This window comes from Halogranum roseipondis (assembly GCF_059695585.1).
Genome location: NZ_CM185235.1, coordinates 161758 through 182362, shown reverse-complemented (window position 1 = coordinate 182362; position 20605 = coordinate 161758). Strand labels below are relative to the sequence as shown.

24 protein-coding genes, 2 tRNA genes and 1 other RNA gene are annotated in these 20605 nt (G+C 66.3%); 15 read left to right on the top strand and 12 right to left on the bottom strand.

The window, feature by feature from the left end:
- Nucleotides 1–14 precede the first annotated feature (14 nt).
- Nucleotides 15–86: transfer RNA gene (locus EOHIBHHM_RS01035), tRNA-Ala, on the bottom strand.
- A gap of 140 nt (nucleotides 87–226) precedes the next feature.
- Here EOHIBHHM_RS01035 and EOHIBHHM_RS01030 point away from each other — a divergent pair.
- Nucleotides 227–628, top strand: coding sequence for a GNAT family N-acetyltransferase (locus EOHIBHHM_RS01030; RefSeq protein WP_497253763.1), 402 nt, complete (start codon nucleotides 227–229; stop codon nucleotides 626–628).
- Between the two features lie 84 nt (nucleotides 629–712).
- Nucleotides 713–1000, top strand: a complete 288-nt coding sequence (gene eif1A / locus EOHIBHHM_RS01025) for a translation initiation factor eIF-1A (protein ID WP_089694995.1) — start codon at nucleotides 713–715, stop codon at nucleotides 998–1000.
- Nucleotides 1001–1075: 75 nt separating this feature from the next.
- On the opposite strand, the gene EOHIBHHM_RS01020 is transcribed toward eif1A, so the two are convergent.
- A complete protein-coding gene (locus EOHIBHHM_RS01020) occupies nucleotides 1076–1984 on the bottom strand; it encodes an HNH endonuclease (protein ID WP_497253761.1) in 909 nt (302 codons plus the stop codon).
- 265 nt (nucleotides 1985–2249) lie between these two features.
- A tRNA-Ala gene (locus EOHIBHHM_RS01015) sits at nucleotides 2250–2321 on the bottom strand.
- A gap of 223 nt (nucleotides 2322–2544) precedes the next feature.
- On the opposite strand from EOHIBHHM_RS01015, the gene EOHIBHHM_RS01010 reads away from it, so the two are divergent.
- The 4 genes from EOHIBHHM_RS01010 to EOHIBHHM_RS00995 are packed head-to-tail and all read left to right on the top strand — an operon-like array spanning nucleotide 2545 to nucleotide 5083.
- On the top strand, nucleotides 2545–3009 hold the full coding sequence (locus tag EOHIBHHM_RS01010) for a 30S ribosomal protein S15 (protein WP_497253759.1): 465 nt from the start codon (nucleotides 2545–2547) through the stop codon (nucleotides 3007–3009).
- Between the two features lie 9 nt (nucleotides 3010–3018).
- Nucleotides 3019–4206 carry an exonuclease RecJ gene (locus EOHIBHHM_RS01005; RefSeq protein ID WP_497253757.1) on the top strand — a complete coding sequence of 396 codons (1188 nt, stop codon included), beginning with the start codon at nucleotides 3019–3021 and terminating at the stop codon, nucleotides 4204–4206.
- Nucleotides 4203–4433 carry a KEOPS complex subunit Pcc1 gene (locus EOHIBHHM_RS01000; protein WP_497253755.1) on the top strand — a complete coding sequence of 77 codons (231 nt, stop codon included), beginning with the start codon at nucleotides 4203–4205 and terminating at the stop codon, nucleotides 4431–4433. The genes EOHIBHHM_RS01005 and EOHIBHHM_RS01000 overlap by 4 nt, the downstream gene beginning before the upstream one ends.
- Nucleotides 4430–5083 carry a 30S ribosomal protein S3ae gene (locus EOHIBHHM_RS00995; RefSeq protein ID WP_497253753.1) on the top strand — a complete coding sequence of 218 codons (654 nt, stop codon included), beginning with the start codon at nucleotides 4430–4432 and terminating at the stop codon, nucleotides 5081–5083. Before EOHIBHHM_RS01000 ends, EOHIBHHM_RS00995 begins: the two co-directional genes overlap by 4 nt.
- A 44-nt stretch (nucleotides 5084–5127) precedes the next feature.
- Here the strand turns inward: EOHIBHHM_RS00995 and EOHIBHHM_RS00990 are convergent, their stop codons facing one another.
- On the bottom strand, nucleotides 5128–5535 hold the full coding sequence (locus EOHIBHHM_RS00990) for a cupredoxin domain-containing protein (protein WP_497253752.1): 408 nt from the start codon (nucleotides 5533–5535) through the stop codon (nucleotides 5128–5130).
- Between the two features lie 137 nt (nucleotides 5536–5672).
- Here EOHIBHHM_RS00990 and EOHIBHHM_RS00985 point away from each other — a divergent pair, with 137 nt between their 5' ends.
- Nucleotides 5673–6347 carry a protein sorting system archaetidylserine synthase gene (locus tag EOHIBHHM_RS00985; RefSeq protein WP_497253750.1) on the top strand — a complete coding sequence of 225 codons (675 nt, stop codon included), beginning with the start codon at nucleotides 5673–5675 and terminating at the stop codon, nucleotides 6345–6347.
- A 434-nt stretch (nucleotides 6348–6781) separates the two neighbouring features.
- On the opposite strand, the gene EOHIBHHM_RS00980 is transcribed toward EOHIBHHM_RS00985, so the two are convergent.
- From EOHIBHHM_RS00980 to EOHIBHHM_RS00970, 3 genes are all read right to left on the bottom strand, one after another.
- Nucleotides 6782–7063 carry a DUF7111 family protein gene (locus tag EOHIBHHM_RS00980; protein WP_497253748.1) on the bottom strand — a complete coding sequence of 94 codons (282 nt, stop codon included), beginning with the start codon at nucleotides 7061–7063 and terminating at the stop codon, nucleotides 6782–6784.
- 54 nt (nucleotides 7064–7117) lie between these two features.
- Nucleotides 7118–7432: signal recognition particle sRNA (gene ffs, locus EOHIBHHM_RS00975), an RNA gene on the bottom strand.
- Between the two features lie 91 nt (nucleotides 7433–7523).
- On the bottom strand, nucleotides 7524–7943 hold the full coding sequence (locus EOHIBHHM_RS00970; protein WP_497253746.1) for a DUF7548 family protein: 420 nt from the start codon (nucleotides 7941–7943) through the stop codon (nucleotides 7524–7526).
- Between the two features lie 95 nt (nucleotides 7944–8038).
- Here EOHIBHHM_RS00970 and EOHIBHHM_RS00965 point away from each other — a divergent pair, with 95 nt between their 5' ends.
- Both EOHIBHHM_RS00965 and EOHIBHHM_RS00960 read left to right on the top strand, forming a co-directional pair.
- The gene (locus tag EOHIBHHM_RS00965) at nucleotides 8039–9190 is read left to right on the top strand and encodes a thiolase family protein (RefSeq protein WP_497253744.1); all 1152 of its coding nucleotides are present in this window, start codon (nucleotides 8039–8041) and stop codon (nucleotides 9188–9190) included.
- Nucleotides 9190–9564 carry an OB-fold domain-containing protein gene (locus EOHIBHHM_RS00960; protein WP_497253742.1) on the top strand — a complete coding sequence of 125 codons (375 nt, stop codon included), beginning with the start codon at nucleotides 9190–9192 and terminating at the stop codon, nucleotides 9562–9564. Before EOHIBHHM_RS00965 ends, EOHIBHHM_RS00960 begins: the two co-directional genes overlap by 1 nt.
- 243 nt (nucleotides 9565–9807) lie before the next feature.
- Here the strand turns inward: EOHIBHHM_RS00960 and EOHIBHHM_RS00955 are convergent, their stop codons facing one another.
- Nucleotides 9808–10518 (bottom strand): DUF7547 family protein, encoded by a 711-nt coding sequence (locus tag EOHIBHHM_RS00955; protein WP_497253740.1) that lies wholly within the window; start codon nucleotides 10516–10518, stop codon nucleotides 9808–9810.
- Between the two features lie 50 nt (nucleotides 10519–10568).
- Nucleotides 10569–11651 (bottom strand): NADH:flavin oxidoreductase/NADH oxidase, encoded by a 1083-nt coding sequence (locus tag EOHIBHHM_RS00950; RefSeq protein ID WP_497253738.1) that lies wholly within the window; start codon nucleotides 11649–11651, stop codon nucleotides 10569–10571.
- Between the two features lie 128 nt (nucleotides 11652–11779).
- On the opposite strand from EOHIBHHM_RS00950, the gene EOHIBHHM_RS00945 reads away from it, so the two are divergent.
- Nucleotides 11780–12463, top strand: a complete 684-nt coding sequence (locus EOHIBHHM_RS00945) for a DUF7504 family protein (protein WP_497253736.1) — start codon at nucleotides 11780–11782, stop codon at nucleotides 12461–12463.
- Between the two features lie 86 nt (nucleotides 12464–12549).
- A complete protein-coding gene (locus tag EOHIBHHM_RS00940) occupies nucleotides 12550–12723 on the top strand; it encodes a hypothetical protein (protein ID WP_497253734.1) in 174 nt (57 codons plus the stop codon).
- 78 nt (nucleotides 12724–12801) lie between these two features.
- Here EOHIBHHM_RS00940 and dpsA read toward each other — a convergent pair whose 3' ends face one another.
- Nucleotides 12802–13350, bottom strand: coding sequence for a DNA starvation/stationary phase protection protein DpsA (gene dpsA, locus EOHIBHHM_RS00935; RefSeq protein WP_497253732.1), 549 nt, complete (start codon nucleotides 13348–13350; stop codon nucleotides 12802–12804).
- Nucleotides 13351–13541: 191 nt separating this feature from the next.
- Nucleotides 13542–14315, bottom strand: a complete 774-nt coding sequence (locus tag EOHIBHHM_RS00930; RefSeq protein ID WP_497253730.1) for a carbon-nitrogen hydrolase family protein — start codon at nucleotides 14313–14315, stop codon at nucleotides 13542–13544.
- A gap of 241 nt (nucleotides 14316–14556) precedes the next feature.
- Here EOHIBHHM_RS00930 and EOHIBHHM_RS00925 point away from each other — a divergent pair, with 241 nt between their 5' ends.
- Nucleotides 14557–15831, top strand: a complete 1275-nt coding sequence (locus EOHIBHHM_RS00925) for a HEAT repeat domain-containing protein (RefSeq protein WP_497253728.1) — start codon at nucleotides 14557–14559, stop codon at nucleotides 15829–15831.
- 96 nt (nucleotides 15832–15927) lie between these two features.
- A complete protein-coding gene (locus EOHIBHHM_RS00920; protein WP_497253726.1) occupies nucleotides 15928–17658 on the top strand; it encodes a phospholipase D-like domain-containing protein in 1731 nt (576 codons plus the stop codon).
- On the opposite strand, the gene han is transcribed toward EOHIBHHM_RS00920, so the two are convergent.
- Entirely contained in the window at nucleotides 17655–19556 is a 1902-nt protein-coding gene (han, locus tag EOHIBHHM_RS00915) for a Hef-associated nuclease (RefSeq protein ID WP_497253724.1), read from the bottom strand. The genes EOHIBHHM_RS00920 and han overlap by 4 nt on opposite strands.
- 91 nt (nucleotides 19557–19647) lie before the next feature.
- On the opposite strand from han, the gene EOHIBHHM_RS00910 reads away from it, so the two are divergent.
- Nucleotides 19648–20136, top strand: coding sequence for a Mov34/MPN/PAD-1 family protein (locus tag EOHIBHHM_RS00910; protein ID WP_497253722.1), 489 nt, complete (start codon nucleotides 19648–19650; stop codon nucleotides 20134–20136).
- Nucleotides 20133–20564, top strand: coding sequence for an FAD synthase family protein (locus EOHIBHHM_RS00905; protein ID WP_497253720.1), 432 nt, complete (start codon nucleotides 20133–20135; stop codon nucleotides 20562–20564). The genes EOHIBHHM_RS00910 and EOHIBHHM_RS00905 overlap by 4 nt, the downstream gene beginning before the upstream one ends.
- Nucleotides 20565–20605 lie beyond the last annotated feature (41 nt).

Here is a 20605-nt window from a genome sequence, read left to right as displayed (position 1 = left end):
GAGACGAAGAGAAGTGGACTCGCCGGGATTTGAACCCGGGGCCTCTCCCATGCCAAGGGAGTGATCTACCCCTGATCTACGAGCCCTCGAACGCATCCACATCTTCTGTGGTTCCCTTAATAAGGGCTTCGACTTCCGGAGTCGAGGGAGAAACGCTGTCACGGATCGAACCCCCGACTGCACGCCGATATACACACCTAACTATTCGCCGGCTGACGACCGAACGATGTCCTACGCACTCCGCGAGAGCCTCCCGACACCGAAAGAGTTCGTCGCCCTTCGCGAGGCTGCGGGAATGACGCCACGGACGCTCGAAGCCGCCGAACGCGGGCTCCCGAACAGCTGCTACGGTGTCACCGTCGTCCACGACGGCGACGTCGTCGGCATGGGGCGCATCGTCGGCGACGGTGCGACCGTCCTCCAACTCACCGACATCGCCGTCCACCCCGACCACCAAGGACGAGGACTCGGTACCGAGATCACGCAGGTCCTCGTCGACTGGCTCCACCAGAACGCCCCGTCGTCGGCGTACGTGAACCTCCTGGCCGACGTCGACGGGTTCTACGAGCGGTTCGGATTCGAACCGACCGCGCCCGCCTCGAAGGGGATGTCTCTCCGTATCGAGTGACCTGTCGGTCTCCCGACTGCGGTCGAACCCATCTTCGAACCGGAGAATGCTACGATTTAATTGGGCCGACGACAACTTCGAACTATGAGCGAAGAATCTGGGCGCCGGAACCTTCGCATGCCCGACGATGACGAGCTGTTCGCCGTCGTAACCAATATGCAGGGCCACGGCCGCGTCACGCTCCGCTGCAACGACGGGAAAGAACGAATGGGTCGGATCCCCGGCCGGATGCGCAAACGGATCTGGATCCGCGAGGACGACATCGTCCTCTGCGAGCCGTGGGACTGGCAGGACGAGAAAGCCGACGTCACGTGGCGCTACGAGAAGTCCGAGGCCGACCAGCTCCGCCGCGAAGGTCACATCAACGTCTGAACGATCGAGTCACGACGTGTTCTCTCCGATACGCCGTTCCCGAGCGGCGGCGCTGGGTGTAACAGCGGTGGTCGTTCAGAAGTCGTGGTGCTTCCGGTGTGCTTCGAAGTACAACCGGTGGGGAAGCACATCAGGATTATCGGGAAACACGAGTGTCTCGCCCTCTAACTGTTTGAACTCGTAGTAGCCCTCTCGTTCGGGGACGTCTTTGACTAGCAGTTCGTAGTCGTCGCTGACTGCGAGCCAGCCGTTGTCGAACGCCCAGTGGTGGAGTTTGCACAGCGCGAGTCCGTTCCTCGGGTCGTCGGCACCGTTCTCCGACCGAGGATAGATGTGCGCCGCCTCGACTTCGGGAGTACCGTCCGGTGTTTCTCTGCTCTCGCCACAGACGGCACACGTCTCGTCGTAGTTCTCCTTGACGAGTCCCGCAAACGCACTGTCTCGAACTCGCCGCTGGTGGTCGGTGAACTCCGTCGCCTCCGCTGTGAGTTCCGGTGGAGAATTGAGCTGGGTTTCTAGTCGTTCTTGCTCTACTCGGCTGTCCTCGTCTTCTGTAACACCTGTTTCGGGGTCTCGGTGTTCCATCGTGAACACGAGAATCTCTCGACTGTTTCGTCGTCGCGACTCCCACCCGAGCACGTCGACGAGTCCCTGATACTCCCATCCAGCGAGGTCTGACTGCTGGTAGAAGAAATGAATCGGAAAGTCACTGTCGACGGCGTCGACGAGAACCGAGTTCCCCGGCGACGTCTCACTTTGATCGCCGCGGAGTCCCTCGCCGACGTACTCGAAGCGCCCCTGTGTGACCGAATCGTTGTACGGGCCGTCCTCGTTGGCGAACAGCAGCACGTACCGTTCGTCTTGGTCACTCCGTCGCGGATTGATTCCCGAGATCTGGTAGCCGAACCCAGTGTCGAACATCTCCTCGATCTCGTCCTGTGTGTAGCGAGTACCGACCACGAGACTCGCTGGAGACGTCTGCATCGTTGTCTCGTTGCTCTCTCACCTGTCTTATGATTCTTGTGTAGTTGACTATCTTCGTCGCAGACACTGTGTGGACTCGCCGGGAGTTCCGCGAGCGAAGCGAGTGGGACTCAAATCCCGTCTCGTGTCAGAGTTACAGTCGCTCGCTGTCACGAGCGACAGAGAATCAAAAGGACTCGCCGGGACTCCCGCGAGCGAACGCAGTGAGCGAGGGGGAGTTAGGCGAGGCCACTGAACGAGTCGAGCGCAGCGAGACGAAGTGAAGTGGACTCGCCGGGATTTGAACCCGGGGCCTCTCCCATGCCAAGGGAGTGATCTACCCCTGATCTACGAGCCCGCACCGTCTCTTAGCCCGAGGTGCCTAAAGGCCGCTTCGGTTTTCGCCTCGCTGAAGTCGAAACGGTTTAATCCGAGACGCGAGGATGTAAAGACGGGAACAGCACGGCCGTAACTCTGACTCGCCTGTGTTTGCAGGCTTGGGATTACGGAGGTGCGCCGAGAGCCGTTCGTAGCGGCTCTGGGACACGCTTTCTGCGGTCTGTGCGTTCCAACTCACAACAATGGCACGAATGCACACCCGCCGCCGTGGCTCGTCCGCTTCGGACAAGCCGGTGGCAGACGAAGCCCCCGAGTGGAGTGACGTCGACGCCGACGCCGTCGAAGCGCGCGTCGTCGAACTGGCAGAGCAGGGTCACGACCCCGCTCAGATCGGTCTGAAGCTTCGCGACGAAGGCGTGAAGGGCACGCCCGTCCCGAACGTGAAGCTCGTCACCGACAAGAGCGTCACCGACATCCTCGAAGACAACGACGCCGCACCCGAGATTCCGGAGGACCTCCGGAACCTCATGGAGCGCGCGATCCGCCTGCGCCGACACGTCGAGGCGAACCAGCAGGACGCGCAGAACAAGCGCGCACTCCAGAACACGGAGTCGAAGATCCGACGGCTCGTCGACTACTACCAGGGCGACAAGCTCGACGACGACTTCAAATACAGCTACGAGAACGCCGTCGAGCTTCTCGAGTAAGCACAGTTCATGTCGACCGCGCGCTCCACAGCCGAGGACGCCCCCGCCGCCGACGTCGCCGCGGCGCTCCGCGAGACCCCGTTCGTCCGGGTCGTCGCGAGCGCGGACGGTGACTCGCTGGCAGCCAGTGGCATCCTCGCCGCCGCCTGTCGGAGCGTCGGAACCGCCTTCCACGTCAGAACGACAGCCGCTCTCGCAGCCGACACCGAAGTCGCCGCCGCCGACGGACTCGCCGTCGCCGTCGGCCTGACCGGTGGCGACGTCGCACTCGTCGGTGCGAATCGTCCAGCGAGCGTGACCGCCTTCGAGGTCGCCCGGGAACTCGGCGTCGAACCCGACCCGATTCTCGGCCTCGCGGGCGTCGTCGCCGCCGAATCGACCGTCGGAGCAGACGGCAGCGGCACGATGCTCGACGCGGCCGAGCGCCGCGGGGCGGTCGAACGCCGACCGGGACTCGCGGTGCCGACCGCCGACGTCAGCGACGGCATCGCCCACTCGACGCTCGTTCACACGCCCAGTTCGGGCGAGGTCGAACGCGTCCGGGCGATGCTCGCGGAGATGGACCTCCCGGCCGAACTCGACGAGGAGGCCCACCGCCGACTCGCCTCCGTCGTCGCCATCGACGCGACGGCCGACGAGGCGACCGCTCGGGCCGCCGAGGCAGTCGAACGGGCACTCCGCCCGTACGCGACACCCGACGGGACGTTCGAGACGGTCGGTGGCTACGCCGACGTGCTCGACGCCGTCGCGCGCGAACAGCCCGGAACCGGCGTAGCGCTCGCACTCGGCCACGGCGACGTGGCGCGGGCCGCCGCACTCGACGCGTGGCGCGCGCACGCCGTCGCCGCTCACCGACTCCTTCGGGAGGCGACGACCGGCCGGTACGACGGCGTGTTCGTCGCTCGCGTCGACGCCGACGCGGAGTCGGCGACGGCGTTGCCGACGGTCGCACGACTGCTCCGGGACTTCCGCTCGCCGGAACCCGTCGCACTCGTCGTCACCGACGGAGTCGACGACGAGGGTCGTGCGGCCGCCGCGAGCGTCGAAGACCGGGACCTCGGCACCGCGATGGCCGAGGCGGCAGCGTCGTTCGAAGGGACGGGACGCGGCACCGACACGCGTGGCGAAGCGCGGTTCGACACAGAGACCGACACGACCGAGTTCATCACGGCGGTTCGGGAGGCGCTGGCGCGATGAGACGGGCACGACTCGAGACGGAACACGAGCACGCCCGTCTCCTCGCCGAGGCGGTGACTCCGGACAACACCGACTCGATGACGACGACGGTGGAGGGCGACTCCGTCGTCACGGTCATCGAGCGGGAGACGACCGGCGGCCTGCAGGCCACGGTCGACGACTACGTGGTGAACCTGACCGTCGCAGAGACGGTCGCAGACAACGCAACACGACACAGCAACTCATGAGCGAACGATCAGTATCCAAGCAGAAGAAAGGCAAGCGATGGTACAGCATTCTCGCGCCCGAGCAGTTCGACCGGGCCGAGCTCGGCGAGACCTTCGCCGACGAAGTCGAACAGATCAACGGCCGCACGATCGAGGTCACCCTCGGTGAACTCACGGGCGACGCCGGCGCAAACAACACGAAGCTCACGTTCAAGATCACGGACGTCGGCAGCGACTCGGCGTACACCGAGTTCGTCAAGCACGAACTGACCCGTGACTACCTGCGCAGCCTCGTGCGCCGCGGCGCGTCGAAGATCGACGTGAACGTCACCGTCCTGACGAAGGACGACTACCGCGTGCAGGTTCAGCCCGTCGCCCTCACGACGAAGAAGGCCGACAACAGCCAGGAGAAGGCCATCCGCAAGGTCATGATCGACCTCGTCGAAGAGGCCGCAGAGGACCACACCTTCGAGGAACTCGTCGATAGCGTCGTCGAAGGTCGACTCTCGTCGGCCATCTACGGCGAGGCCAAGACGATCTACCCGCTGCGCCGCGTCGAGATCCAGAAGCTCGACCTCGAAGCCCGACCCGAAGAGGTCGCCGCCGAGGAAGAGGCCGCAGTCGACGTCGACGAGGAAGACGTCGCGGTCGACGAAGCCGCAGAAGAGTAACGCCGTCGCGGTCGACTCTCGACACCGACTCTCCGACTTTTTCGCTACTCCTCGACGACGATAGTGCCGACCATCCCACCCTGCTCGTGGGGGATGCAGACATACTCGTACTCGCCGGGGACCTCGAAGGTGTAGCTGTAGCTCTCGCCGCTCGTGATCCCGCCGTTACCGTTCTTCCACGCCGCTCGTGCGGCCGCCTCGTCCTCGTAGCCACCGCTCGCGAAGTACGCCGCCTCCTCGGGGATGGCGTTCCCGTAGGCGGTGACAGTGTGGAGTCGAGTGCTCCCGTTGTACCAGGTGACGGTGTCGCCGACCTCGGCAGTGAACTCGAAGGGGTCGAAGGCGGTCGCGCGCATCAGTACGTCGCCCTCGGACCCGCCGACGCTCGCACAGCCGGCGACGGCCGTCAGTCCGGCCGTCCCGACGCTCGCGAGAAACGCCCTGCGTTGCATATCGGACCTTCGGGACGCGACGGATAAATGCGGCGTGGTTCGCCCGTCGAAACGGTCTCATCCCCGTCCGTCTGTCGGCGTCCGTTCCGGCGGCAGGGATATAAACACGTAAACCGGTCCTATCCGACTGCCGAGACATGAAACCGCGGTTCGTCGGCCACTTCGGAGTCGCCGACTACGTCACCGTCAGCAACGCGGCGCTCGGCTTCCTCGCCGCCGTCGCCGCGCTGGTGGATCCGACGCTCGCGGCCCGCGTCGTCCTCCTCGGTGCCGTCGCCGACGGTCTCGACGGCGTCCTCGCCCGGCAGTTCGGCGGCTCCGAGGCGGGACCGTATCTCGACTCGCTGGCCGACGTCGCCTCCTTCTGTGTCGCTCCCGCGGTGCTCGTCGTGAGCGTCGTCCAGGCGACCTGGGGGTTCGACCCGCTCCGGTCGTGGGCCGCCGCCGGACTCTGTGCGCTGTTCGTCGCGATGGGGGTCACTCGACTCGGCCTCTACACCGCCTACGACAGCAAGTCGGACTCGACGGAGGGGGTGCCGACGACGCTCGCGGCGACGATCCTCTCGGCGGGAGTGCTCGCCGGGTTCGCCGACCCGGTCGTCCTCGTCCCGCTCGTCGGCGTGCTCTCGGTGATGATGGTGACGACGATCAACTATCCGGACCTCCACTGGCAGGACGCGCTCGTGATGGGCGTCGTCCAGGCGCTGGCGATTCTCCTCACGGGGTACCCCGGCGAAGTGTTCGCTTTCGGCCTGCTGTTCTTGGCGTTGGCGTATCTCTTCCTCGGGCCGCGGTTCTACTGGCGGAAGTAACTCACAGAAGTTCAAGGAGGAAGCCCACGGCTTTAGCCGTGGGAGGAATCCGACAGTCCCTTGAAATCCACCGCCGATTGCACGGCTGGTTTCGCTACCCCGAGGAGCCAAGTGTCAATGGTTCCATGTCTGTGATACACTCCCAGTCAGCCAAACGTGTTGACTGTGGAGGGGCGTCCGTAGGTACGCCCTGAAATCGGGGACGAATGACACCAAACCGCTCTCGTCGGATTACCCGACGATGAAGTTCGGGGAGTCCACCGATAATTAAAGTGGTGTGAGGCAGATTCGGACGGCGACCACGGGTCGGAAAACCACGCAGGAAACCCCTCCGTGTGACCGACCTTCTGTCGTGCAACCCGCCGACGACACTCATTGAAGCGTGGGCCGAAACCCCGTGCGGGGGAAAGCCTACGACTGAAGTCGTGGGTAACTTACATCCCCATGTCGGCGGCGTCGTCGGGGATCGGCAGGTCGTGGACGTCGACGCCGAGCAGCTCGGCGGCGTGGTCCAGCGCCATCTCGAACCCGTAGTAGCGCTCGAGTTCGTCGCCGTCGACGGTGGGCCGCACTTTCAACATGGCGTACCCCTCGACGTTCTGGGCGACGACTGCCGTCCGTCCGTCGCGATCGAACGTCAGCAGTCGCTCGCCGTCCCTCTCGTCGTAGCGGGCGGTAATCCCGTTCGCAGTGGTCGCTGCGGTAGCTTCGGGCATAGCAGTCGCTTCGGAACGGGGACAGTCGAAGCTATCGATTGTAATGAAGTATGAATGCGGACGGGACGGGGTTGCCCGGCGTTCCGAGCACGGGTAATCCCGGTTGCCTCCTCCACCCCGCGACCCTACGAGCGACGCACGTCCGGCGGTGGGCTGCTCGCTTCCGCGCCTGACCCAGTGCCACCGACGAACGACGAGTCGACGTCCCTGCGGACGTGTTTCGTCGAGCCGCTGTCCCCGCAGGACGAGGTTTCTACGTTGGCTTGTGGGGCCCGTGCCGGTCAGACCGGACGCGCCCGTCGTTCGGTCCCCGCTAAAGACTCTATTGCGGGAAGTGAGCAGGGCCTAACTGCCCGACCTAGTCCACTTCATCGTAGCCGCCGGCCTCATAAGGGCCTTTCGACTTCGCCCCGAACGTCGGGGGACGACGGGACTGTCTCTGTACCTCTTCGGGCGCTCCTCACCGCCAGAGGACGCCGCGAGCGTAGCCAGCGGCGGCGAGGGGGACGAGCGCAGCGAGTGCGACGACGACCCAGCGGTGGTTCGCGACCCACGCGGCCGACGGCGGGAAGCTGAACAGGACGGTCGGGTCGACCGAGACCGCCCAGAGGACCGCGAGCGCGAAGGTGACGACGCCGAGAACGAGCGCGATGCCGGCGACGAGATCCGGCTCCGCCGTCCCGCGCGTCCCCGAGAGCAACACGACGATGGTGAGAAGCGACATGAAGACGATGCCGCCGCTGCCGACGGGACCCGAGGCGTAGTACGCCCCGAGCGTCGGCCCCGCGTCGGTGATTGCGACGTACGGTACGCCGAGCGCGACGAGCAGTGCGACGCAGGCACCGACCCCGACGGTCGGTGCAACGTCTTCCAGGTCCATGTGTCCAGTCCGAACGGTCGGAAGATAAAGAGTCCGAGACAGGTCTCGGTTGTCAGAGGGGAAAACTGTAAAGCGTTCCGTTGCGCGGGTCCCGTATGGAACGCGTAGCAATCATTGGCGCGTCGATGACCCAGTTCGGGCAACGCGACGCGTGGATCCGCGAACTGCTCGCGCAGGCTGGACAGGAGTGTCTCGACGACGCTGGTGTCTCGCCCGACGCGATCGACCACCTCTACGTCTCGAACATGGCCAGCGGCGAGTTCGAGGGGCAGACGGGCGTGCCGAACGCCCTCGCCCACGACCTCGCAGCGATGCCCGCGTACACGGCCCGCATCGACCAGACCTCGTCCTCGGGTGGCGCGGGCGTCTACGCCGCCTGGCAGTCGGTCGCCAGCGGCGCCAGCGAGATGACGATGCTCGTCGGGGGCGAGAAGATGACTCACCGGACGACCGCGGAGTCGACGGACGTCATCGCCTCCCTGACCCACCCCGTCGAGTACAAACAGGGCGTGACGCTCCCGAGTTTCGCCGGCCTCACGGCACGACTCTATCTGCACACCTACGACGCCCCGCGAGAGAGCCTCGGGAAGGTCGCCGTCAAGAACCACAAGAACGGCGTCGACAACCCCCACGCGCAGTTCCAGAAGGAGGTCGACCTCGAGACGGTGCTCGACTCACCCATCGTCGCCGACCCGCTTCGCCTCTACGACTTCTGTCCCATCACGGACGGGAGCGCAGCACTCATGTTCTGTCCCGAGTCCGTCGCTCGCGAGTACACCGACGACTACGCCGTCGTCTCCGGCATCGGCGGCGCGACCGACACCCACGTCGTCCACGAGCGCTCGGACCCGACGACGATGGGCGGCGTCGTCAACTCCAGCGAGATCGCCTACGAGATGGCCGACCTCGGCCCCGACGACGTCGACGTCGCCGAACTCCACGACATGTTCACCATCCTCGAGTTCCTCCAGTCGGAGGACCTCGGCTTCTTCGAGAAAGGCGAAGGCTGGAAGGCGGTCGAAGAGGGCGTCACCGACCGCGACGGCGAACTCCCCATCAACACCTCCGGCGGGCTGAAGTCGAAAGGTCACCCGCTCGGTGCGTCGGGCGTCGCACAGGTGTACGAGATCTACAAACAGGTGCTCGGTGACGCCGGTCCACGGCAGGTCGACGCTGACGTCGGCCTCGCCTGCAACGTCGGCGGCTTCGGGAACTGTGTCACGACCACTATCTTGGAGGGCAACTGATGAGCGACGAATCACCCATGGAGGCGTACCGCTACCCCGACGGGAGCATCACCTACCCCGGTCACCCGATCGGTCCCGACGGCGAGGAGTCCGTCGGCACCGTCGACCTCAGCGAGTACACCGCGGAGGTCGTCACGTGGACGACGTCGACGGCGACGCCGCCGGGCGTCCGCCAGCCGAACACGCTCGCCATCGTCGAGTTCGACGTCGACGGCGAACCCGTCCGCGCGCTCGGCCAGATGACGACCGACGAGGTCGACATCGGCGACGAAGTGAAACCCGTCTACTGCGAGGAACTCCGCGAACCCGGTGCCGGCATCCGGGAGCCGGAGAGCCAGGAGTGGGACGGGTACCGATTCGAGCCGACCCAGTAGGCGCGTTTCATCGCGCCGACGTGGGGTCGTGTCGGAGGTTTGAACCAGTCCAGTAGCGCGCTCCGTCGCGCGGAAACTGGTTCAGAACGAAGGTTCGAGCCGACCCAGTAGGCGCGTTTCATCGCGCCGACGTGGGGTCGTGTCGGTGGTCCGTACCGACCTGCTCACAGATTCGTCCGATGGAGTCGATTCGAAGAGTGACTTTGCTCGTGTTACGACGTCGAAAACGGCACGAAGTGACGCTCAGTGGTCGTCTCGGCGTTGGTCGTCGTCGACGTCGTCCAGCTCGTCTTTGATCGACTGGAGTTCGGACTCGACGTCGATCTCGTCGTCGACGGACACCGGTTCGTCCGTCTCGACGTCCTGCCCGCCGTCGGGTTCCTCGTCGACGGCGATCTCGACGGGGCCGGAGCGTCCGCTGCGGTCGCTCCGCTGTGACGACCCGCCGCGGCTCCCCGCCCGGGAACGACTGCGCGAACGACTCCGCGACCGCGTACGCGACCCGGAGCGACTCTCCTCGATGCGACGCTCGATCTCGTCGGTCAGGCTCCGAGCGTCTTCGACGATGTTCCGCGACTCGGGGTCGTCCGGGAGGTCCGCCTCGGTGAGCGCGCGCTGGAGTTCCGAGAGCGCACGGTCGAGACCGTCGACGGCGTCGTCGCGGGCGGTCCGGACGCGGCGGCGCGTCTCGTCGCTCCCCTCCCGGAGCGTCCCCTCGGGGTTGGCCAGGCGGAGGAGTTTCTGGAGCAGTTCGAGCGCGCGGATGTTCACCTCGAGGATCGTGATGACCGTCGGAATGGTGTACTCGTCTGTGAACCGGAGAATCTCGCTCGGTGTCGGCGGTCGGAACGTCCGGCGGGCCTCGGGACGTCGCTGCAGTTCGTCCCGGAGGTCGCCGAGCGTCAGTTCGAGGTCGTCGAGCAGGTCGACGAGGTCGTCGTCACGGGAACTCATACCCGGCCGTTCGACGGGCACAGGCAAAAGGGTTGGTCGCGCTCGGGCCCTTACTCGAACCCGCGGCGATACTGCACCGGGAGGTCGACGTCGGCACCGAGTTCCTGTGCCGCGTGGAGCGTGAAGTACGGGTCACGCAGATGTTCGCGGCCGACGACGGCGAGGTCGGCGCGACCGTTGCGGATCAGTTGGTCGGCCTGTTCGGCCTCGGTGATGCCGCCGACCGCGCCGACGGCCAACTCCGTGTTCTCCTTGATCGTCTCGGCGTAGGGGATCTGATAGCCCGGTCCCGCGTTCGGTATCTGCTGGTCGGGGTGGATCCCGCCCGCGCTGACGTCGACGAGATCAGCGCCCGCCTCCGCGAGCAGTGGCGCGAGGCGGACCGACTGGTCGATATCCCACGACTCCCGGTCCGGGAGCCAGTCGGTCGCGGAGATGCGGACGAAGACGGGTTTGTCGTCGGGCCAGACCTCACGGACGGCCGCCGTCACCTCGCGGACGAGTCGAGTGCGGTTCTCGAAGCTGCCGCCGTACTCGTCGTCGCGGTCGTTGGTGACCGGCGAGAGGAACTCGTGGAGCAGATAGCCGTGGGCGGCGTGGACTTCCGCGATCTCGAAGCCGGCGTCGTCGGCGCGCTGCGCCGCTTTCACGAACGCCTGTGTGACCTCCTCGACGTCCTCTGCCGTCATCGCACGCTGTGCCGGTGAGTCGCCGTCGTAGGGATACGGCTCTGCCGACGGCGCGACCGTCTCCCAGCCGCCGTCGTCCGTAGCGAGCGGTCTGCTCCCCTCCCACGGTCGACTTTTCGACGCCTTCCGACCGGCGTGAGCGAGTTGGATTGCCGGAACGCTCCCCTGCGAGCGGACGAACTCCGCGACCGGTGCGAGCGCGTCGGCGTGCTCCTGGCTCCAGATGCCGAGGTCGTGCGGCGAGATGCGACCGCGTGCTTCGACCGCCGTCGCCTCCGTCATGACGACGCCCGCCCCGCCGACCGCGCGACTGCCGAGGTGGACGAGATGCCAGTCGGTGGCGACGCCGTCTGCCGTCGAGTACTGACACATCGGTGATACCATCACTCGATTCGGGACAGTCGTCTCTCGAAGCGACAGCGGACTGAAAAGCGACTCTGTCATCGTCGGTCGTTGGTGGCGACGGCTGAAACCCCTGTTGACACCGGAGAAGGAGACCCCCACTCGCTCGGAAGCGAGTCACTATCGTCCCCGCAACACTTATTATCTAAGGTGACAATCATAAGAAAGTAATGGGGAGCGCTGGTGATAGGAACGACTCGTTCGCTCGGTCACTGCAGGGACTCAAACGGCGCGGGAGCAACCTCCTCGTCGTCGGGTCGCCCGCAGAGCAGGCCCGAGACGCAGCGACCCGTCGACTCCTCGGGGATGGAGTGACCGAGACGCGTCGTCGGTTGTTCGTCTTCACCGACGCAACCCACGCAGACGCCAGAATCGGACACGGTGCCATCGGTCCCGAGACCGTTCGAGTCGTCGACCGAACGACACAGACGAGAACCACGGCTGCCGCCGCCCCGTCGGCGTCGACGCCCGATCGGATCGCGCGGCGGCAACTGGAGACGACACGACTGGGTTCGCTGGCGTGGGCGATCCAAGAGGAGATCGAGACGTTCGAACGCCACGCTGGGGGACTGTCGAGCGGCGAACTCCGCCTCTGTTTCGACTCGCTCGCTCCGCTGCTCTCGGAGCACGACGTCACGGCAGTACGCCGGTTCGTCCAGACCGTCGGCAACCGCGTCCGTGCGTCGAATGGGATGGCACACTACCACCTCCCGCTGTCGCGCTCCGAACCCACCGTCGAGACGCTCGCACCCCTCTTCGACGCCGTCATCCAACTGCGCGTCCGCGACGGCCTTCCCGAACACCGCTGGACGCTCCGAGACGGCGAACTCGAGAGTTCGTGGATACCGCTCTGAGACCGTCGACGCCGTTCCGACCGACGCCCGAACTCGTTTTAGGGCAACCAAAACGTATTTGTCTTTAGGTTCGCCTAACTTCGTGCATGGAAGTCACCGACGGCCGTGACGGCGCCGAGCAGTTGGCCGACACCGACATCGACCCCTCACGAGCAACGATCTCCGTCCACCAGTCGTCTCCGGACCGATTCGTCTTCACCGAGGAGAACAACACCGACGGATGGATCGCGACGGATCTCGCAGTCGACCTCGAGCGGTAGTTCTACGCAACCCCTCCGGCGTCAGCGCAAAAACCGAGTAGCGGGCTGTCGCGGACTCGTCTTCTCGGTCGTCTCCGATCAGTGAGTCGCTTCTTCGAGCACGAGCGTGTCGTCTTCGAGGTAGTGCTCGATGTGGTGGGCGTACTCCTCGAGTTCGACGAGGTGGAGACGGAGCATCTCGGCGGTGGCGTGGTCGCCGAGGTTCGTCGCCAGTTCGATATGTTCGCGGACGGTCTCGATGATGTCGCCGTAGATCTCCATGTCGTTCGACAGCGACGTCCGGACGTCGTAGACGTCGTTGTCCTCGGGCGAGACGGGTGCCGCCTCCTGGAGGTCTTTCATCCCCGAGATGGGGACGCCGCCGAGCGCCTGGACGCGCTCGGCGAGTTCGTCTGCCGCCTCTTCTGCCTCGTCGGCGGCCTCGCCGAGGAACTCGTGGACCTCGAGGAACTCCGCACCCTCGACGTTCCAGTGGTGCTTCTTGAGCTGGTGGTACAGCACGTACGTCGCCGCGAGATCCGTGTTCAGCGCGTCGACGAGCTGTTCGGCCTTCTCCTGGTCGAGTCGGAGCGCCGGACTCGCCTCGACTGTACCCGCCTTCTGCTGGACGTTCTTCTGGGTGCTCATTACACTCCCCCCTTGGTGCGCGAGCCACATAAACGTTGACGCTGGGGAAACCAATCTTTGGTTTACCTAAACCATTCTTCTCGATTGGCGACAGCAGTGTCACGTGCCAGTGTATCACGTGTTTTCGATGCGCACGGACGGACCGACAACTACCGACGAGTTGTCGACCGACGTCGCCGTCGGCGCTCGAACTACTCGATCCGCTCGTCGAAGATCGGGATGAACGCCCGCTGTTCGGCGAGCACCGCCGGGTCGAGCGTGGCGACGAGGTCACGCTCGTCCCGGTTCAACGCGGCGGCGACAGCCCCGTCGGGTCGGACGACCATCGACCGCCCGGCGTACTCTGCGGGTGGCGTCTCCGTCGTCCGATGGGGACCGGTTCGTCCCGCGCCGACGACCCACCGGACGCCGTCGAGCGCCCGCGCCCGGAGGAGGAGCCGCCAGTTCTCGCTGTGAGCAGCGGGCCACGCGCCCGTGACGAACAGCGCGTCGACCCGCTCGCGCGTGAACGCCGCGCTCTCGGCGACGAAGTTCAGATCGTAGCAGGTGAGTATCCCCGTGCGTCCCGCCGGCGTGTCGACGATCACGCGTTCGTCGCCCGCCGTGAGAACGTCGCGTTCGCTCCCCCAGAGGTGACGCTTGCGGTAGACGGTCGTCTCGTCGTCGGGTCGGACGTACGCCGTCGCGTTGTAGTACCGTCCGTCTCCGCGTTCGACGAACCCGACGAGGAGCGCGAGGTCGTTGTCGCGAGCGGTCTCGCGCACGCGGTCGAGGACGGGACCGGCGGCGTCGAGTGCGACGTCGGCCAGTCGGTCGTCGTCGACGAACCCCGTCAGGGCGTACTCGGGGAACAGTGCGACGTCGACGTCGGCCGCGAGTCTGTCAGTTCGTTCGACGATTTCGGCGACGTTCGTCTCGACCGACAGGTCCTCGACGGCGAGTTGTGGTACGGCGACGGTCGGCATACGGGGTCCTCGTCCGGGCGAACGAAAAGCGTCTCGACAGCCGCTAGAGAGATATACCTGGATGACATATGTTACCGTACCGGTCGCGGTTGGTTACCGACACCGGTAGGGCGTCCGCGAACGACGTGGGTTTCGTCATGGTCTCCCACGGAGGTAGGGTGCGGTCGCCCGTCTTCGAACGCACTACCGAGCGGTTCGCAAAGGGAAACGCTCTTTTCACCGTCGCACGGACGTCCAACATATGAGTGACGGGGACGACGCGCCCGACGATTCGGGCGCAGCGGAAGACGAGATCACGGCCGAGAGCCTCGAAGAACGGCTGTCGACCGCCGAAGCGGAACTGGAGGCCGCCGAGACCGAAGACGACCTCGACGCCGTCGAAGCGGAACTCGACGACATCGAGTCGGACCTCGAGGCCGCCGACCTCCCGGAACCGGACGAAGACGAGGACGACGAGGAGAACGTCCGCGAGGAACTGGAGAGTACGCTTTCGGAGCTCCGCGAAGAACTCGAAGCACAGCGCGGCCCCTACGCCGCGGACGTCGTCGAGACGGTCGAGGAGGCCGAGACGAAGATCACCGACACCCGCTGGACCGAACGCGGGGAGACGGAGATCGTCACGGCGGTCGAATCGTTCGCCGACTCGGTGAACGACGTCCTCGACGCCTCCGTGTCCGTCGACGGCACCGACGAGAGCGCGCTGACCGCCGCACTCGACGACGCCACGGCGGCCATCGAAGCCGCGAACCTCGACGCCGACGACGACGCGGAGACGATCGCCGCGCTCGTCGAGGCGGCCGACGAACTCGAATCCGACCTCGAAGACGCCCAGGAGTGGGACGACCTCGAGACCCGCGAGCAGCTCCAGGCACAGGGGTTCTACGACGTACTCGGCCACTACAAGGACTATCCGCCGGAGTGGGCCGCAGTCAAGGGATGGGAGCAGGAGGGGAACGTCGAGATGATCCTGCTCGCGCTCGACAGCCTCCAGTCGGACTTCATGGAGGAGAACTGCCTGGAGTCGCTCATCCGGATGAACGACCAGGCGGCGTTCGACGCGATGCACCAGCGCGCACAGAAGCGCGACAAACCCGCGATCAAGGCGCTCGGAAAGATGCGCGCGACCGACGCCGTGGAGACGCTCGTCGAGTACGTCGACGCCGACAAAGACCCCCAACTGCAGAAGGTGACGTTCAAGGCGCTCGGCGAGATCGGCGACGAACGCGCCACACAGCCGCTGGCGAACAAACTCGTCGTGGACAACGAGAACGTCCGTCCCTACGCGGCCCGCGCGCTCGGTCTCCTCGGCGACACCCGCGCCGTCGACCCGCTCACGGACGTCCTCGCCGACGACGAGAACGACACCGTTCGCGCCAGCGCCGCGTGGGCGCTCCGACAGATCGGCACCGAGAAGGCGCTCGAGGCGGCCGCAGAGTACGGCGACGACCGCTCGTACCTCGTCCAGTCGGAGTCCGAGAAGGCCTCCGACGCGCTCTCGGTCCAGCAGACGGCCTGAACGGAGCTCCCTCGTTCTTTCACCGCCGCGTCCAGAGCGACCGCGCCCCCACTCCGCGCCGAACGTTTTTGTCCGAGGAGGCGACCACCGCTTCGCGTGTCTCGTCGCGCTACGCTCTGTGTACTCGTCGTCCTCTGTGCGGCGGCGAGTCTCCCCGCGGTCGGCGTCGCCTCCGCCGACTCGCCTCCACTCCAGTCGTCGCCGCTGCACGACGAGACGTCCCCGCCACACGACGAGACATCCCCGCCACACGACGACCGAGACGCGTCCGTCGTCTCGCTGTACCCGAACCCGTTCACCGACGGCGACCGTGGCGAGTTCGTCGTCGTCCGCTTTCCTGCCGAGTCTGCCGGAAACTGGACGCTCACGGACGGCGAAGCCACGGTGGCGCTGCCGACCGACGCGACCGGTTCGAACGGCAGTGCGACTCGTCTCGTCGTCAGCGCGACGCCTGCGGCACTTCCGAACGGGACGACGGGGCACGTCGTCCGCGCGCCGGCGGCGTTCGAACTCGCCAACGGCGGCGAGCGACTCCGTCTCGAACGGGACGGTGTCGTCGTCGACCGCGTCGCCTACGAGAACGCACCCGAAGGAGAGCGATGGCGTCGGAATCGAACGCCACGGTGGCGACCGCTCGGGTTCTCTCCTCGGTCGGTCGCCGTCGCGGGGTCGACGACGGCCGAGACGTTCGTGCTTCCCGACGCTCCCGGCGTCCCGCGACGGACGATCCGGAGCGCGGACCGGCGCATCCTCCTCGCCGGCTACACGTTCGCTTCCCCCCGCGTCGCCGACCTGCTCGTCGAGGCCGCCGAACGCGGCGTTCGCGTCCGCGTGCTCGTCGACGACGCGCCCGTCGGCGGGACGACGACCCGGCAGGCGGCCGCGCTCGACCGACTCGAAGCGGCGGGCGTCGACGTCGCCGTCGTCGGTGGCGAACGCGCACGGTACGACTATCACCACCCGAAGTACGCCGTCGTCGACGGTCGGGCGCTCGTGCTCACGGAGAACTGGAAACCGAGCGGGACGGGCGGCCGGAGCAACCGCGGGTGGGGCGTCCGGGTCGCGTCGACGGCGACGGCCGACGAACTCGCCGCCGTCTTCCGCACCGACGCGACCGGACCGGACACCACCTCGTGGTCACGGTTCCGCCGCGGTCGGTCGTTCACCGCGAGCCAGCCGGCGAACGGAACGTATCGGACGCAGTTCGACCCTCGGTCGGTCGCCGTCGACCGCGTCCGCCTCGTCACCGCACCCGGCAACGCCGAGCGAGCGATCGTCGGCGTCGTCGACAACGCGACCGACCGCGTCTCCGTCGTCCAGCCGACGGTCGGCGGCCGTCACCACCCGTACCTGCGTGCGACGCTTCGGGCCGCCGAGCGCGGCGTCGACGTCCGGATCCTCCTCTCGAGTGCGTGGTACGTCGCGGAGGAGAACCGCCGACTCGTCGACTGGCTGAACGAGCGGGCCGAACGTCGGAGCCTGCCGCTGGAGGCTCGCGTCGCCGCTCCCGACGGCCGATTCGAGAAGATCCACGCGAAGGGCGTCGTCGCCGACGATCGCGTCGTCGTCGGCAGCGTCAACTGGAACAACAACTCCGTCCGCGAGAACCGCGAGGTCGCGGTGGTTCTCGAGGGCGAGGAACCGGCGAGTTACTACCGCGAGGTGTTCGCGGCCGACTGGCGCGGTGGAGGCGGCAGTGGACGGCTGCCGGTGGGCGTCGTCGCCGTCGCGGCGCTCGCGGTGCTCCTCGGCGTCGCTGTCGCACGGCGGAGAATCGAGTTCGCGGACGGGACCTCAGTCGGTGACGGAGTGTTCGAGACCGATTAGTCGTTGATCGTCGGCGTACTCGAGAGATCCTCGTCGAGGTCGGCGTCGGCCATCTTCTCGACGAGGCTGTCGATGACCTCCTCGCGCATCCCCTTGACGAACTTGATGGAGCCGACGACGAGGTGACCGCCGCCGTTGACGCCGCCGCCGACGACCTCCTCGTTCAGTTCGGCGACCATCTGCGGGATGTCGAGGCGGACGCCGTCGGAGCGGAGGACGGCGAAGTCCGGTCCGTAGCCGATGGTGATGACGGGTTCGCCCGTCTCGGTCACCTTTTCGTCGTGGAGTTTGCCCGTGGTTTTCCCGGGTGCGGGGTAGGTGAAGCGGTGGGCGAAGCTGTCGAGGTCGATGCGGTAGAGGTGGGCTCCGCTCTCGAGGCGTTCGTGGTCGACGTGGGACTCGACGGCGTCGAGCTGTCGCTGGACGTCGCGCTCGGCGCGCGTCGAGAGGAACTCGACGAGTTCGCGGTGGCGCTCCTCGTCGTCGCAGCCGACGTTGAGCACGTCGTTGACGAACGACTCGCCGTCGGAGTAGCGCAGCCAGTGGGCGGCGTAGTCGAGCGCCTCGCCCATGTCGAGCAGTCTCTCGCGGTCGTACCCCTCGGCTTCGGCGAGGTCGACGAACTCGCTCATGGCTTCGGCCTTCGAGCGGTCCGAGAGACCGGCGACCGCCGGAACGTGGCGGAGTTCGTCCGTCACCGTCGGGTCGATCATGCGCGCGAGTTCGACACACATCATCCCGGTAGTGATGCGGTAGTCCTCGTCGTAGAGGTAGGGGTTGACGTGGGCGTCCAGCAGGTGGTTCACCGCCTCCGGGTCGGGGTGGTGGTGGTCGACGACCGCGATCGGCATGTCGTAGTGTGCGAGGTTCTGGTAGGCCGGGACGTCCTCCTCGGTCGATCCGTTGTCGAGCATGAGGAGGAAGGGGAGCTTCTGTCCGTGGCGGGCCTGTCCCTCCAGCGCGAAGTTCAGGTCGCGGGTGACGTCCTCCATCTCGTAGAACGGAGCCTTCGAGGGGAGACGCTTGAACAGGTGTCGCGGCGCGTCGGGGTCGGTGTGGACCTCGGCGATGTAGTTCTCGAGAGCCAACTGGACCGGCAGCGACGCACACATGCCGTCACCGTCGGCGTGGTGGCGGACGCGGATGGGACGTCCCTCGAGGACGGTCCGTCGGAGGAGACGGGCGACCTCGCGGAGGTCGTCGCGGAGTTTGTCGAAGGCGGGCCACTCGACGAGTTTCTCGATCTCGTGAGGTTCGGCGCGTTCGTCGAGCGCGGCGTCGCGACGCTCCCGAGCCGACTCGGCCTGTTCGTCGGTCAGGCGGGTCATCGTGTCGACCTCGAGCTGGATCGCCCCCTCGTGTTCCTCGACGCTCCCGCCGATACGGACGAGATCGTCGAGTTCGACGTCGGGGTGGGCGCGGACGCCGGCCTCCTCGAAGGCGGCGCAGGCGACGATGCCGCTCTCATCGCTGACGTGGAAGATGGTCGGCCCACCGGTCTGTTTGATCTGGACGACCGCCCCCTCGACGTGGACGTCCTCGCCCGTGCGGAGGTGCTCGATGCTGGTCCGTTCGGGTTCGTGGTCGACCGTCTCCGTCCGGTAGTCGTCGAGTTCGGCGGCGACGAACGCGAGGTCGCCGTTCTCACGGACGTCCGTGAGTTCGACGACGAGACGGTCACCGACGTCGTAGGAGTCGTTCAGGTTCGATTCGTGGACTAGCCCAGACACCTTGTCGGAGACGTCGACGAAGACGCCGTAGTCGACGACGCCGTTGACGACGGCGTGATAGCGGCGTCCAACTTCGACGTCGTCGACCGTACAATCTGGTGCGAGGTCGTAGACGACGGGTCGCGAATCTGACCCAGTGCCGGAATCCCCGGCGTTCTCGCTGCTCATAGGCGTGATAGTGTGGGGGTCGGGGTTAACCTTTCCATGTGTCTCGCCACCTTCCGCAACCCTTAGATGGCGACGAACCGGACGTTTACCCATGCGACTGTTCCGGTCGGGCGAGATCATCGGCATCGCCGCCGACACCCTCGACTTCGCGCTCGAGGCCTCCGAGGAGACCCACCCCCACGAGTACATGGGACTGCTCCGCGGCGAAGACGCCCGCGACCTCGGACTCGACCGGGAGGGGACCGTCGTCACCGACGTGCTCGTCGTCCCCGGGACGGAGTCGAACCCGGTGAGCGCGACCGTCCAGACGAGCATGATCCCCAACGACATGCGAGCGGTCGGCTCGATCCACTCTCACCCGAACGGCGTGCTCGAACCCAGCGACGCCGACCTGGCGACGTTCGGAAACGGCGACGTGCACATCATCGTCGGCTTCCCCTACCGTAAGAGCGACTGGCGGGCGTTCGACCGCGAGGGCAACGAACGTAAACTCGACGTGCTCACCGTCGACCTCGCGGACCCCGAATCGTTCTTCGACTTCACGCAGGAAGACATCGACAGCGAACTCTCCGAGAAATGACGACCGTCATCGCGCAGGGGACCTTCGACCTCCTCCACCCCGGCCACGTCCACTATCTGACCGACGCCGCCGCCCGCGGCGACGAACTACACGTCATCGTCGCCCGCCGCGAGAACGTGACGCACAAGGCGAAACCCGTCCTCCCGGACCGCCAGCGCCGCGACATGGTGGCCGCACTCGACGTCGTCGACGAGGCGCACCTCGGTCACCCCGAGGACATCTTCGTCCCCATCGAGCGCATCCAACCCGACGTCATCGTCCTCGGCTACGACCAGCACCACGACGACGACGGTATCCGCGCGGCGCTCTCGGACCGCGGCATCGACTGTGCCGTCGAACGGGCCTCGGCCCGCGAACCCCGATACGAGGGCGAACTGCTGTCGACGGGGCGCATCATCGAGCGGATCATCCGCGAACGCGTGGAGTAGCGACTGCGACAGTGCCAATCGCTCTCACGGACACCAACGCT